27 protein-coding genes are annotated in these 12,911 nt (G+C 21.5%); 9 read left to right on the top strand and 18 right to left on the bottom strand.

What is annotated here, in order from left to right; all coding sequences use genetic code 4:
- Positions 1 to 4 precede the first annotated feature (4 nt).
- The 15 genes from SDAV_RS00985 to SDAV_RS00935 form a co-directional block, all read right to left on the bottom strand.
- A complete protein-coding gene (locus tag SDAV_RS00985) occupies positions 5 to 211 on the bottom strand; it encodes a hypothetical protein (protein ID WP_105298404.1) in 207 nt (68 codons plus the stop codon).
- The gene (locus tag SDAV_RS11680; RefSeq protein ID WP_186823425.1) at positions 211 to 369 is read right to left on the bottom strand and encodes a hypothetical protein; all 159 of its coding nucleotides are present in this window, start codon (positions 367 to 369) and stop codon (positions 211 to 213) included. The genes SDAV_RS00985 and SDAV_RS11680 overlap by 1 nt, the downstream gene beginning before the upstream one ends.
- A complete protein-coding gene (locus tag SDAV_RS00980; RefSeq protein WP_114564204.1) occupies positions 369 to 662 on the bottom strand; it encodes a pentapeptide repeat-containing protein in 294 nt (97 codons plus the stop codon). Before SDAV_RS00980 ends, SDAV_RS11680 begins: the two co-directional genes overlap by 1 nt.
- A gap of 1 nt (position 663) precedes the next feature.
- Positions 664 to 837, bottom strand: a complete 174-nt coding sequence (locus SDAV_RS11675) for a hypothetical protein (RefSeq protein WP_155522074.1) — start codon at positions 835 to 837, stop codon at positions 664 to 666.
- A gap of 2 nt (positions 838 to 839) precedes the next feature.
- Complete coding sequence (locus tag SDAV_RS11670) at positions 840 to 977, bottom strand: hypothetical protein (RefSeq protein WP_162475858.1); 138 nt, start codon at positions 975 to 977, stop codon at positions 840 to 842.
- A gap of 53 nt (positions 978 to 1,030) precedes the next feature.
- Positions 1,031 to 1,225 carry a hypothetical protein gene (locus tag SDAV_RS00975; protein ID WP_071937505.1) on the bottom strand — a complete coding sequence of 65 codons (195 nt, stop codon included), beginning with the start codon at positions 1,223 to 1,225 and terminating at the stop codon, positions 1,031 to 1,033.
- 5 nt (positions 1,226 to 1,230) lie between these two features.
- Positions 1,231 to 1,389 carry a hypothetical protein gene (locus SDAV_RS11665; RefSeq protein WP_162475811.1) on the bottom strand — a complete coding sequence of 53 codons (159 nt, stop codon included), beginning with the start codon at positions 1,387 to 1,389 and terminating at the stop codon, positions 1,231 to 1,233.
- 132 nt (positions 1,390 to 1,521) lie between these two features.
- On the bottom strand, positions 1,522 to 2,061 hold the full coding sequence (locus tag SDAV_RS00970) for a hypothetical protein (protein WP_114564203.1): 540 nt from the start codon (positions 2,059 to 2,061) through the stop codon (positions 1,522 to 1,524).
- Positions 2,030 to 2,263 carry a hypothetical protein gene (locus tag SDAV_RS00965; RefSeq protein ID WP_114564122.1) on the bottom strand — a complete coding sequence of 78 codons (234 nt, stop codon included), beginning with the start codon at positions 2,261 to 2,263 and terminating at the stop codon, positions 2,030 to 2,032. The genes SDAV_RS00970 and SDAV_RS00965 overlap by 32 nt, the downstream gene beginning before the upstream one ends.
- A 17-nt stretch (positions 2,264 to 2,280) precedes the next feature.
- Positions 2,281 to 3,012, bottom strand: coding sequence for a DNA-methyltransferase (locus tag SDAV_RS00960; protein WP_151202491.1), 732 nt, complete (start codon positions 3,010 to 3,012; stop codon positions 2,281 to 2,283).
- A 153-nt stretch (positions 3,013 to 3,165) separates the two neighbouring features.
- On the bottom strand, positions 3,166 to 3,606 hold the full coding sequence (locus tag SDAV_RS00955; RefSeq protein WP_114564201.1) for a DUF3627 domain-containing protein: 441 nt from the start codon (positions 3,604 to 3,606) through the stop codon (positions 3,166 to 3,168).
- Between the two features lie 791 nt (positions 3,607 to 4,397).
- Positions 4,398 to 4,643, bottom strand: coding sequence for a hypothetical protein (locus SDAV_RS00950; protein ID WP_114564200.1), 246 nt, complete (start codon positions 4,641 to 4,643; stop codon positions 4,398 to 4,400).
- A 728-nt stretch (positions 4,644 to 5,371) separates the two neighbouring features.
- Complete coding sequence (locus tag SDAV_RS00945) at positions 5,372 to 5,623, bottom strand: hypothetical protein (RefSeq protein WP_151202490.1); 252 nt, start codon at positions 5,621 to 5,623, stop codon at positions 5,372 to 5,374.
- A gap of 1 nt (position 5,624) precedes the next feature.
- Positions 5,625 to 6,173: a lipoprotein gene (locus SDAV_RS00940; RefSeq protein ID WP_114564198.1), complete on the bottom strand. Its 549-nt coding sequence runs from the start codon at positions 6,171 to 6,173 to the stop codon at positions 5,625 to 5,627.
- Between the two features lie 101 nt (positions 6,174 to 6,274).
- Positions 6,275 to 6,787 carry a hypothetical protein gene (locus SDAV_RS00935; protein ID WP_114564197.1) on the bottom strand — a complete coding sequence of 171 codons (513 nt, stop codon included), beginning with the start codon at positions 6,785 to 6,787 and terminating at the stop codon, positions 6,275 to 6,277.
- A gap of 703 nt (positions 6,788 to 7,490) precedes the next feature.
- Here SDAV_RS00935 and SDAV_RS11660 point away from each other — a divergent pair.
- The 8 genes from SDAV_RS11660 to SDAV_RS00910 all read left to right on the top strand — a co-directional run bounded on the left by SDAV_RS11660 (position 7,491) and on the right by SDAV_RS00910 (position 10,293).
- The gene (locus SDAV_RS11660; RefSeq protein WP_186823424.1) at positions 7,491 to 7,658 is read left to right on the top strand and encodes a hypothetical protein; all 168 of its coding nucleotides are present in this window, start codon (positions 7,491 to 7,493) and stop codon (positions 7,656 to 7,658) included.
- On the top strand, positions 7,646 to 7,810 hold the full coding sequence (locus SDAV_RS11655) for a hypothetical protein (RefSeq protein ID WP_186823423.1): 165 nt from the start codon (positions 7,646 to 7,648) through the stop codon (positions 7,808 to 7,810). The genes SDAV_RS11660 and SDAV_RS11655 overlap by 13 nt, the downstream gene beginning before the upstream one ends.
- A 44-nt stretch (positions 7,811 to 7,854) precedes the next feature.
- Entirely contained in the window at positions 7,855 to 7,980 is a 126-nt protein-coding gene (locus SDAV_RS13840) for a hypothetical protein (RefSeq protein ID WP_281268817.1), read from the top strand.
- A 1-nt stretch (position 7,981) separates the two neighbouring features.
- Positions 7,982 to 8,260, top strand: a complete 279-nt coding sequence (locus SDAV_RS00930; protein ID WP_222611557.1) for a pentapeptide repeat-containing protein — start codon at positions 7,982 to 7,984, stop codon at positions 8,258 to 8,260.
- Positions 8,260 to 8,502, top strand: a complete 243-nt coding sequence (locus SDAV_RS00925) for a hypothetical protein (protein WP_114564195.1) — start codon at positions 8,260 to 8,262, stop codon at positions 8,500 to 8,502. Before SDAV_RS00930 ends, SDAV_RS00925 begins: the two co-directional genes overlap by 1 nt.
- A gap of 427 nt (positions 8,503 to 8,929) precedes the next feature.
- A complete protein-coding gene (locus SDAV_RS00920) occupies positions 8,930 to 9,262 on the top strand; it encodes a hypothetical protein (RefSeq protein WP_114564194.1) in 333 nt (110 codons plus the stop codon).
- 111 nt (positions 9,263 to 9,373) lie between these two features.
- The gene (locus tag SDAV_RS00915) at positions 9,374 to 10,120 is read left to right on the top strand and encodes a recombinase RecT (RefSeq protein ID WP_114564193.1); all 747 of its coding nucleotides are present in this window, start codon (positions 9,374 to 9,376) and stop codon (positions 10,118 to 10,120) included.
- The gene (locus SDAV_RS00910) at positions 10,105 to 10,293 is read left to right on the top strand and encodes a hypothetical protein (RefSeq protein ID WP_186823422.1); all 189 of its coding nucleotides are present in this window, start codon (positions 10,105 to 10,107) and stop codon (positions 10,291 to 10,293) included. Before SDAV_RS00915 ends, SDAV_RS00910 begins: the two co-directional genes overlap by 16 nt.
- A 162-nt stretch (positions 10,294 to 10,455) precedes the next feature.
- Here SDAV_RS00910 and SDAV_RS00905 read toward each other — a convergent pair whose 3' ends face one another.
- Both SDAV_RS00905 and SDAV_RS11650 read right to left on the bottom strand, forming a co-directional pair.
- Positions 10,456 to 11,049, bottom strand: a complete 594-nt coding sequence (locus SDAV_RS00905) for a hypothetical protein (protein ID WP_114564191.1) — start codon at positions 11,047 to 11,049, stop codon at positions 10,456 to 10,458.
- Positions 11,050 to 11,098: 49 nt separating this feature from the next.
- Positions 11,099 to 11,245, bottom strand: coding sequence for a hypothetical protein (locus SDAV_RS11650; RefSeq protein ID WP_186823421.1), 147 nt, complete (start codon positions 11,243 to 11,245; stop codon positions 11,099 to 11,101).
- Between the two features lie 550 nt (positions 11,246 to 11,795).
- Between SDAV_RS11650 and SDAV_RS00900 the strand changes: the two genes are divergently transcribed.
- Entirely contained in the window at positions 11,796 to 12,623 is an 828-nt protein-coding gene (locus tag SDAV_RS00900) for a hypothetical protein (RefSeq protein WP_114564190.1), read from the top strand.
- Between the two features lie 39 nt (positions 12,624 to 12,662).
- Here the strand turns inward: SDAV_RS00900 and SDAV_RS00895 are convergent, their stop codons facing one another.
- The gene (locus tag SDAV_RS00895) at positions 12,663 to 12,866 is read right to left on the bottom strand and encodes a DUF2649 family protein (protein WP_114564189.1); all 204 of its coding nucleotides are present in this window, start codon (positions 12,864 to 12,866) and stop codon (positions 12,663 to 12,665) included.
- Positions 12,867 to 12,911: the final 45 nt, after the last annotated feature.

Genomic DNA, 12,911 nt, shown 5'->3' with positions numbered 1-12,911 from the left:
CTCACTAGCAATATGAAATAAGGCAATTAGCACATACATAATGCAATTTAGCTTTAAAATTTTGTCTTAATTCTCTAGCAGAACATTCGCTAACAATAAAATCAATTTCTTTTTGTGTATATCTTTCATCTGAAAAAGACCAATAATAACCATCATAAGGAATATTAAATCCGTCTTCTTGACAATCTTCACAATATTTTCTTTTTCCCATTATTCATCCTCCTTAATAACAGTTAATTGGTCTAATTGTTCTTTAAGTGCTTCATTTTCTGCTTTAAGTGTTCGTATTTTGATATTAAGTACATCAATTTCTCATTTAATTGAATGAATGCGGCTATTAAGTACATCAATTAATTCTGTTATATCCATTATTCATCCTCCTTAATAACAGTTAATTGTTCTAATTGTTTTTTTGTAATTCTAGCACCTAATAAACAAGCATTTTCTAAATTAGCACCTACTAAACAAGCATTTTCTAAATTAGCACTTCGTAAATTAGCATATTCTAAATTAGCACATCATAAATCAGTACCTTGTAAATTAGCACTTCGTAAATAAGCACCTTGTAAATCTAATGCTTCATATTCTAAATATTCATTTATTTTTTGTTCTTCAACAGTTATTCCTGTTAAATCTTTAATTAAAGTTTGTATTGTTTTCATTTTATAATTCCTCCTTATTTTTAATATTTTTAATTCCTTGATAACTATTAAAGTAATATTTATGATTTCTAATTTTAAATTTATTAATTGTTTCTAATGGTTTATTTTTGATATCATAATCTGAGAAATCAAAATAACCAGCACAATAATTACAATGTGAAATAAACTTACTCATTATTAAATTTCCTCCAAATTCTTTTCTGCAATTAAAGTATCAATATAGTCATAAGCACTTTCTTCTGAATGACATTCTTCTAATGCTTCATTAAATAAATCTTCTTCTGTATAAACTTTGCCATCTTCATCTTTTCACATATTATTTATGCTCTTTACAAATTTCATTTATTCTTTTTCGTAATTCACATTTTTTACATTTTTGATAAATTCTTAAATAGTTGATTTCACAATGGATTATTTACAACTTCATCTATTGCTTTTTTAATATCTTCGTCACTTTTTTCTCAAATAGTATCAATGTCGGTTTGGCTGGTTTTAAATTTTGCTTCTTCTAATTTTTTATCTAAATAATTATCAATATCTTTTTTAGCAACATATTTTTTCATATTATTTACCTTTTTCATTCAATATCTTTTAAATCAATAATTGCCGTTGATAAGCCATAATTATTATTTTCAATTTTTTCTCGCACTTTTGCTTCTTCTAGTGTGTAATAAGCATAAGTAGTTAAATATTCATTTTTAATAATTAATAAGTATTTTTTAGTCATAATTTAATTCCTCTTAATTTTCTTTACCTAATGCTCAATGTTCATCAGTAATTTCATCTTTTGAAACTAGATAATTTCTAAGCATTAATTCATTTATTTTGTTGATAATTTTTTTATTTAACTTTTTCATCTTTACCTCCTTAAATTTTCTTGGTTAATTTTTTTTATTATTTTGATACTTAATAAATAAAAAGTTGGTAAGCATATTGTGTTTACAATTAAAACTCCGATTATTATTTGTTCTATATTTAAAATTCCAAGATTTAATCAAAAAAGTATAAAATCAATTGGAAAATAAATTATTAAATTTATTAATAATAGTAGGATAATTTTTCAGAAATTATGACATTTTATTAAATAAATAATCCTTAATAAAATTGCTAATAAACCAGTTCCTAAATTTCAACATAATGATCCTAGCGTAAAACCTCATAATGATAAATCAACTAATAAATGACCAACAAAACCAATAAATAAACATCAATATCAATTTAAAATAAAAGTACTAATAAAAACTGGAATTAAAAATAATGGAATTGATGTTCTTAAAATAATTTGTATTCGCATTACTTGGGATAATACAACCATCATCGCAATTAAAACTGCTATATAATTTATGTTTTTAATTAATAAAAAATAATTATTGTTTTTGCATTTTTTTATATTTAGCATAACTAAGGCCCAATTTTTTAGCTTGTCGTTTATCTTTTTGTTTTTGTTTATATTCTTCATCAATTAAATTAATGTTGTTTAATAATTCTGTTTTTTGTAAGTCAGACAAACCACAATTAGATAATGCAATTAAATAAAGTTTTTGTTTTTCTTGTTCTAATTCTATTTTTTCTAACTTAGTCAAAATTGAAGCAATATTCATTTTTTCTTTCCTTTCTCTTAAAATTCAAATTTAAACTGAATATCTTTTAATCTTTTTTTAATTATTTTGTAATATTCATTATTTATTTCACAACCCAATCACTTTCGTTTTAATTGTTCACAAGCATACGCGGTTGTGCCACTTCCCATAAAACAATCTAAAATTAAATCATTTTCTTTACTATATTTACTAATTAATCGATTAAATATATATAATGGTTTTTCTGTTGGGTGTCTCGTTAATTTTTTTCCGATTGAATAATTAAAAATTGTTTTTTTACTTTCATAATCATTTTTATAATTCGGAATTCGATGTTTTTTAGAATAAATTATCATACAATATTCTTTATCTTGATAAATATGATTATTAGTTGGCATTGGATTTGTTTTGTTTCAAAGAATAAAATCATAAAGCATTTCTTTTTTACGAACTCAATCTAAATAATCAATAATTTGTTGTCTATTCATTCAAATTAACATAAATTTATTTTTTGAAATTCGATAAAACTCATCTAAATAAGTATTTATATCAAATGAATTATGCAAATTATTATCATAAATAGCATTAATATATTTATTTATGCTTTTGGTTATATTGCTTTTTTCATTTATTTGTTCGTTTTCTCTTTTTGATAAATTATATAAATAGGGCGGATCAGTTAATATTAAATCAACACTATCGTTTTCTAATGTCTTTATAAATTCCAAAGCATCTCCATTTATTAATTTTCCTAAATTTGTTTTAAACATTTTTTTCACCCTTTGCCTTTCGCTTCACTTTAAAGGTGATCGCGGGCACTATACTATTGTGTTTTAAAATATACAGTGAGCTTTCTATGTTATGTCTATTTAATATATAATCTTAAAACTTTGTATATTATTTAAAACTTTTTTGGGAATATTTTAATTTAAACTTTTTAAGTCTTTAATTAATTGTTCTTTTTTTTCAACACTTAAATTTGTTAAATTATTTTTATTTGTTTTTACTTTTTTAGGTTCACTTGAAAATAACGCTTTTTTCATATTAGTAGAGTAATTTTGTTTATATTGATTATATAAATTAATTAATTCCGTTCCAGTTAAATTCTTTCAAATATTACGCTTTAAATTTTCATCATATTTTACAATAGAATAATAATTATCATAAATCAAACCGATTGCTACTTGATTACAATTTTTTTCACTCGGATAAATAAACTTATTACTCAATCAAAAACCAATATGACGATTATGATTGGGTAAATTTATAAATGAAGCTTTATCTGTTCTAAAAACTATAAATTCTCTTCGAATAAAGTAATTTTCTATGTTAATATTCTTCTTATAACTTGGTTTCTGATACATTACTCAAATCAACTCGCTTTCGGTTACACTGCATTGAGCAAACATTTAACTTAAAATACAAACTACCAACAATTTTTTTATTCAAAATAGAATGACAAATTTGACATTTACGTTTAATAAAAAATATTCAAATTCCTAACATAATTAATCACACTCCTTAAAATTTGTAATAAACATTGTTATATTTAATGTTTATCTATTGTTTATTTAATGTTTAATAAACATTGTTATATTTAATGTTTATCTATTGTTTATTTAATGTTTAATAAACATTGTTATATTTAATGTTTATCTATTGTTTATTTAATGTTTAATAAACATTGTTATATTTAATGTTTAATAAACATTGTTATATTTAATGTTTATCTATTGTTTATTTAATGTTTAATAAACATTGTTATATTTAATGTTTATCTATTGTTTATTTAATGTTTAATAAACATTGTTATATTTAATGTTTATCTATTGTTTATTTAATGTTTAATAAACATTGTTATATTTAATGTTTATCTATTGTTTATTTAATGTTTAATAAACATTGTTATATTTAATGTTTATCTATTGTTTATTTAATGTTTAATAAACATTGTTATATTTAATGTTTATCTATTGTTTATTTAATGTTTAATAAACATTGTTATTAACATTATTAAAAATATAAAATAGTAAAAATTGGCACACTTAAAAATACTATTAACAAGTTTAATAAAAGAAATATAAAATTAAAATTAATAAATCAAATAACATAACTAGTGTGCCATAGATGATTTATTCATCTTGTTATATTAGAATTATTTAATTTTACTAAAAAAGATTTTTAAATACCTAGTTTTTCAATCAACTTCTATCCTTGAATTTTCCAAATTATTATAAAGTCAAATTTTTTCTTTGTTTATATACTTAATTTGATTTAATAAAACTTTGTGATTTTCACAAGTTCATAAAATTTTATTTGTTTCAAATTCTTCGGTGATAAATGATGATAATTTATAACAATTAATAACATCACATATTTTTTGTTGTTTAATAATTTTCATTTTTATAAATCAAATTTAATATTAACCATAATAAATATCTTCAAATCATTCTGTTTTTCCGCGATGTTTAACTTTATGAATTCGCTTTGGCATTCCGCATTTACTGCATTTAATCATAATGTTGATTTTTTCCATTTTTAGTTTCTCCAATCTAATATTTAACGATTGATTTATTAATATAACTAAGTGAAACAAAACAAGGACAACACCTTTACTAAGTAAGTAAGTGAATTATTTATTAATTTCTTAATTTAATATGGTTTTTTTCAGAAAGGAAACAACTTTTTATTATTTTAAAAATTATAAATATATAAAGATGCTGTCCTTGTTTTGAATCAATTAGTTATTTTAGGTTTTTTCAAATAAAAAAACCATTTTAGTAAATGGTTTAATTATTCTTATTTAATTTCTTTATATTTTTATACCCTATTTTTTTTTATACAGTCAGAATAATGTTGGTTCATTCTGTTTTTTATTTAACTAAGTTAATAATAACATATTATCTAATATAGTATATGTTATAATTTAACTAATAGAAAAGAGGGTTAAAAGAAAGGGTTGATAAAATATTAAAAAAATAAATAAAAAAATAGATTATAAATTAATGGAATCTAAATTTAATAAATGAGAACAAGATAATTATAATAATAAAAATTTAATGGAAAGTTTAAAATCCTTAGCAGATAAGTAAAAAAGAGATATTAAATCTCTTTTTTTTTTTTTTTTTTTTAATTCTTTTTAACAACCATAGTCATAGTATTAAGCATATCTTTATAATCTTTATCTTGCTTTTCCATATATATCATTGTTTCTTTAAGTTTTAGTTGAAATTCTTTAAAATGATTAACACACAACTGCACAGGTCAATTACCTTGCATTTGTCTTACTAAATCACTATTTTTATCTTTTTTAAATCTTGCTAATACCTTATCTTTACAATCAGGCATCTCACAATTTAATGATTTCTTAATAACTGCCATTTTATTCTCCATTAACTTTTATATTACCATCATTATCAATAACTAAATCGGGTTCTTGTGTATCTAAATTTCAACGATATACTGATTTAAAAACTTTTTCACTAAATGGTTCACAAAATTTTCAATTAAATGAACCATTCCAAAAAACTGTTATGTCTTTTGGAAAATTTACTGTTTCATATTTAAAAGTACCTTTTGTTTCCATAAAAATAAATAATTTTTCTATTCCATTTTCATTAACAATTACTCGTTTCCCATTTTTTATTTCGGTGTCATTTTTAAATTTTGTAATTCTTCAATTTTCAGTTGAATTACTATGTCATACTACATAATATCATTTATTATCAACTTGATTAAATGCTTTTTCTTGTGGTGCAATTCATTCTAAGTTTTCTTTTATTTCTTGGCAATTTGTGCATATTTTGTTTTCTGCTTTTAATTGTTGTAATTCATCAGGTGTATATTGTTCTTTTGTATTACAACTAATTAGACTTGTTGTGATTGTTCCTATTAAACTAATTGCACTTAATAAACTTAAAATCTTTTTCATTATTATAATTCCTTTCGCTAAAATTTTCTTACAATCATAATTATATATATATATATATATATATATATATATATATATATATATATATTCAATTAAAAAACCTAATTTCGTGGAATAAATGTAATACTAATAGGATTAATACTATTATTTCTAATACCTAATACATCAGCACAATTAACATCTATTGTTATATTTTTATCATTACCAAAATATTTATAAAACTTCATACTACTATGATTTAAAAAAGATAGTGATAATTCTGAAAATACTGTTTTTGTAAATCTAATTTTTAATTTAAAATCAGAAGTGTATCATGCTTGTATATATAATTCTTTAATTTTATTATCAACTTTATTATATAGAGCTGTTATTTGTAATAAAAATAATAAAGTAGCACCATAAACTTCATAAGTATTTTCATACAATTCTTTTGTTAAATTATTAGTATAACCAGTAAATAATGTTTTAATATTATTTTTTTCTATATTTGCTAAATCATATATTAAACTACCATTAAAATTAACAGTATCAGTTTGTGAAAGACCAATGGAGCGTAAACTTAAATTGTTTAATGTTTTAAAATTTCTTTCTTCACAACTAGAAACACCACCCAAAAGATTAATATTTCTATTTGTAGAATAAAGGATGAAATAGGACAAAACAACTCTTGTTAAAGGGTTGTTTTTTTATTTGAAAAACAATCTAACAATTTAATAGATATTTTGGTGGTCTAACCCAACAGTAATCAGTCTGGAAATAATAGACGCTTTAATAAGCGATAGTGGTGATAAGTGCGAGGTCAACATCAAACCACAATAAAAATAGAGATGGTCACTTTATAAATAAATTTGCGATTAGCATTAGGTTCTTCAAGGTGCGAGTGAATTTATTTTAAAAACTGAACGCTTTGACCTGAAATGGTGCGGATGAAGAAATGTAATTATATGGCGTTTTAACTATACAAACAACTACAAATTGTAGAACATTGTAGTTAATATACCAACAATTACCAAAATTAATAATCAGGAGGTAAATATCAAAAAGAAATATTGTCTTAAAAAAAGATATTGAGGTTATTGCTTTAAATGTGATAAACAAAATAAATATATCCTTACCCACAATGAAATTACTGATGAACATTGAGCATTAAATAAAAAAAATAGGAGGAGTTAAATATGAGTATATGAACATTAATAATAATCATAATAAATATTATTTCATGCTTAGTGTCATTACCTTTTACAATATATGGAATAATCCAAGTCATTAAAACTAAAAAAATAATTAAAAAGATTAAAAGTAGGAAGGAATAAAATTATGGAAAAAAGAGAAAAAATATATTTATTAATTATTAAAAATGAATATTTAACTACTTATGCTTATTACACACTAGAAGAAGCAAAAGTACGAGAAAAAATTGAAAATAATAATTATGGCTTATCAACGGCAATTATTGATTTAAAAGATATTGAGTGAAAAAAGTAAATAATATGGAAAAAATAAAAAGAAATATTGCTAAATTATTAATTTCAATAAATGATGGTGAATTTGATGGATATGGACAAAATACTATGAAACAAATGATTTATGCTGAATTAGAAAAAATTTTTAATCAAATTAATAAAGAAAGTTTTTAAAATACGAAATATACAAAGAATTACAATTAAAAGAGATAAATAATATGAATTTAAAAGATTTATTAAATGAAATGTTTGATAACTATCCAGATTGCTATAAAGATTATGGTTTGGATATTATGGATCGTTATGAAATTGAAATTGAAAATAAAAAATTGGAGGAATTATAAAATGAAAACATTACACGAAATGATAAAAGATTTAACAGGAGTTACTGTTGAAAATTGAAAAATAAGAGAATATTTAAGAATTCAAGTATTAGATTTACAAGATGCTTTTTTAAATTGCCCTAATTTAACTCGTACTGTTTTAGCTGGTGCTGAATTAGAGGGTGCTAATTTAAAAGGTGCTGATTTACGTTATGCTAATTTATCTTGTGCTAATTTAAAAGGTATTAAAATTACAAAAGAACAATTAGAACAATTAACTGTTATTGAGGAGGATGAATAATGAATATAACAGAATCAATTAAATTTGACAAACTTAAAGCAGAAAATGAAGCACTTAAAAAAGAACTTGATGAATTAAAACAACAAATATTATATAAAGAAGATTTTAAAGAATTTGCTCATTGTATGAATTGTGGAGATGATTATTTTTTTAATCGGTGCTTAACTTGTGGTTGAAAAAAAATAATTGATTTAAAAGATAATTCTAAATATGACAAATTACCTAGTAAGGAGCATGAATAATGAATAATAATTACATTTCAATTTCCTTTAAAAGGAGATGATTTTAAAAATGAAAGTATTTTAGCATATAATGTTCAAAAATTTAAAGAAGAAAATAAATAAGAATTAACTGAATATATTTTTAGACATATTTAATCATTATGCATTAAATGGTTATCAAGATGTACATTTAAAAGATATTCCAAGTGCTATTACTAAAAATAATTTTGTTTTTAAAGAATGATTAGAACCTATTCAAAAATTATTAGATGAACATAATATAATTGGTAAAATAATTACTAATTATAGGAATTATATTGAAAGATACAGAGTTGAAATTAATAATAATTTAACACAAGCTCGTAAACAAAAACAACAAGAGTTTTTAAAAGAACAAGAATTAAAAAAACAAGAATTACTTGAAAAAGCAAATAGTTTAACACCAGATATGTGGATTGATATAGACCAAATTCAAGATGAGCAAATTCGTGTAATGGAACAAATTGAGCAAATTGATAAATCATTAGAACCAATACAATTAAAAAAAGTTGGTATTAATTTAATTAAAGAAAAATTATTAATAAAAGATATTGAAGTATTAGGGATTGATAATGATTTTTTAGAAAATGCTAATCAATATGAATTAAATCAATTAATTAAATATTTAATTGTTGATGAAAAGTTAGTTAAAAATACAATTAAAGCACAATGAGATACAAATACTGATAATAAAGTAGTTGGTATTAAAGGAATAAATATAAAAATTAAAGGAGTGAAATAAAATAACAAATGAATTACAACAATATATTAAAGGTGTAATTATTAAATATAAATTAAAAGTTAATGATATAAATATGTAAAAGAAAATATATTAGCACTTGAAGAATTAAAAATGAAAAATGGTAATAGTTATTTACAATTAGTTAATACTGCTGATAATGCAAAAATAACAGCATTAGGAATTATTAAATTAAGTAATAAAGGATTAATTTTTGGTAAAGATTTTAATATTATTCCATTTAAAAATAAATTAACTACTGTTATTGATAGTAAAGTTTATTGTAAAAGAATTGAAGAAGTAGGGTATAGTCCAAGAAAAGCAATTATATTTAAAGGTGAAAAGTTTGAATGAGATGATATAAATTCTTGTCCTAAAATACATGAAATTAATTTTAATGCAAATACGAGTGATTATAATGAGATTATTGGTGCTTATGCTTTTGCAAAAGATAAAAATGGTAATTATCAATGTATTTTATTAAGAAAAGCAGATATTGAAAGATTAAAAAATAGTAGTCCAAGTGGAAATAGTGAATATTCACCTTGAAATAAATGAGCAAAAGAAATGGTTGAAGCAAAATTATATCGTAAATTAGCATTAGAAATTGGGATTGATATATCTGATATTGATTTAGATGAAAAAGAAATTAAAGAAGATGGTAATTTTGAATATATTTCATTTAAAGATATTGATGTCGCCAAAAATAAAGGGCAGATGAGCGATGAACCCTTATTAAATAATAGAAATACCGCATCTTATACAGAAATAGCGGACACTAACGATAATGTAGTTAAAGAAGAAGATATCTCAAATGTAGTACCAGCAGTTAATAATGATGATGAGTGAGCAACTTGATAAAAATAGGGATTGACCCATCAGGAACTGGTACTACTGCTATTGTTATTTATGAAGATAATAAATTAATTAAAAAACTAGATTTTACAAATAAAGATTGAAAATATCATGATAATTATATTATTGAGATTATTGGTAGTATATATTATTTTGAGGTTTTTAATAAAATTAAGTAATTAGAAACAAATTATGTCTCGCTTATGAATAAATGAAAACAAAATTTATAAAAAATTCAACTTTTTTAAAAATTATATTATAAATAATTTTATAAAATTATGAATTTTGACACACTAAAAAGTACTTTTTAAAGTTATTACTAATTTTAAAAAGTTTTTTATTTATAAAGATAAAAATTGATTTTGAGATTGATTTAATTTAAAAATATTAAATTCAATTTTTTCTTTATTTTTATTAATTTTAACTTCATTAATTCTGCTATTAAATCTTAACATCGAAGCAATTAACATATTATTAAATGTTTCTTTACAATATATTTTTGCACCACGCTCCTTAACAGCTTTAATATAATGTGAAACATCACCTTCAACATGACAACCAATATTATATTCTAATTCTTGATTTTCAATACCATCTTTATTATTTTTAATTAATTCAATAGTTTCTAATAAAAATTTCTTTTTGTTGTCAATAACATGGGGTAAATGACAAATTAAAAAATCTAATAATGCTTCATAATTTCCAGTAAAAAAATATATTTTTGCTAATTTATATTTTAATCTATGAATTTTGTTTCTATTTCTATATGAAAATAAGTTTTTAAATCTTTTTACTAAATGAAATTTATCCAAACTATATGATACAGTATTATTTTTATATTTTGTTTTTATAACTTTGTAAATTTTTTTAATTTGTTTTTCGCCATCACTTAATACTAATATTATAGTATTTTCATTAATATTATAAGTATCCATTAGTTTAAAAATTTTGTCAATAAAATTTTTAAAACTAGATTTTTTATTTTTAGTAACATTTTTTTTCCATTATTTGAAAAACACCTTTTTTCTTTTTAATTACTTTTCTTGTTTTAGTTGATTTTTCTTCATCAACACCAACATGCATAGTCGCAAGAAATATTTTATTTTCAACTCTTTTTTTATTTTCTCACATTGGTTCAAAAGCACCATCAATTTGAATGTATAAAATATTATTTGGAATTTTAATTTTATTGTTATTTTTGTTTCTAATATAGTCAACTTTTTCTAAATCAGATTTTTTAAAGATATTAGATATTATTTTTTCACTGATATTAGCATTTTATGTTGTGTGCATAATATCTTTATATCGTTTTCCATCACCCATAAAAGAAATACATTTATCTTTTAAATTTTTTTCAATTATTTCATATTTTTTTTAATCCTAATTCTTCATCTAAAGGATAACGATTTATATATTTTTTATTTTTTTCATCATATTTAACATATCTTCGTCTTTTTATAGGAATATTTCCATATTCTGTTTTGATTGTTTTTGGTAATTTTGATACTACCTTATATTCTTGTAATATTTGTCCTTGTTGATATAATTTAAATATCTCATTATATCTATTAATTAATAAATTTTTAACTTCATTTTGTGTTTCGATTGTTTTATTTTTTTTTATAATTTCCTAACAAATTTTGTTTTAACTCCATCATTTGAAAGCGAGGATATCTAAAAAATGCAAGACTTTACTAAAATTAATAATAAAAAACAAATTACTAGTTATAAACATTTAAATAAAAAATATGATTTAAATTTTAGTGACTATAATTTTGGTTTTGACTGAGAAGTATTTAAAGACTTTGTCGGAGATAGTTATGCCCGTTATTTTACTTCACCAAGTTTTTTTAAGTTTGTTTCTGCTGGTCGTGGTACTAATAAAACATGAAATCATATAGCAGAAAAATTATTTTATGCTTGTAATTTTACTGATGCTTCATCTAATATTTTACGAAGATATGCTAATACCCACGAAGATACTACTTTTGGAGATACAATTAACGTATGTAATTACTTATATGATAAATATGGTATTGATTTAGGACCTGACAATGAAAATGGCATTGTTTGACCTAAAAATGTTAAAGAAGGTGGAGAAATTGTTTTTCCTAGTGGTGTTCGTATTGCTTTTGCTGGTTATGCCAATGGTAATAAAATTATGGGTAAAGTTGGTAAAGGTAGCGGTATTATAACAGCGTGAACTGATGAAATGATACATGCCGAAGAAAAAGAAATCTTAACTGATAAAGAATTAGATAAAAGATATAATAATTTAAGAGTTTCAATGTTTCGTTCTAAAAGTTTAAAAGTATTTTATGAAAAATACACCGATGAAAATAATAATGAACAATATAATTTAGACAATCCTATTCCTATAAAAGAATTATCTTGGACATTTAAAGAATGAGATAATATAACAAAACAATATACAACAATAACAACATATTTTCATAAAACATATTCTAATCAATTTACTTTTAATCCTTTTGATAAATACAACCACTAATATAACAACAATTTTTAAAGAAAAATATAAATTTTTTCATTATTTAAAATACCCAACTATTTTAAAAACCATTCACAAGAAAAACCAAATTAAAAACAAAATCACAATTCAAACACCAACCATTAAAGTTAAATATTCATTTTGCGTTAAATTCCACATTGTAATACTTTCAACATTCGTTTTATTTATAAACAAAAAGACATGAATAAAAAACTCTTTTAATTTAATTCAATCATTTTGCATTTTTAAAAACTCCACATTTTTTGAATAAGTTTAAAAAACATTCCA

Source organism: Spiroplasma phoeniceum P40, assembly GCF_003339775.1.
GTDB lineage: Bacteria > Bacillota_I > Bacilli_A > Mycoplasmatales > Mycoplasmataceae > Spiroplasma > Spiroplasma phoeniceum.
Note: the sequence above shows the minus strand (reverse complement) of the source record. Positions and strands in the feature narration are given on the sequence as shown.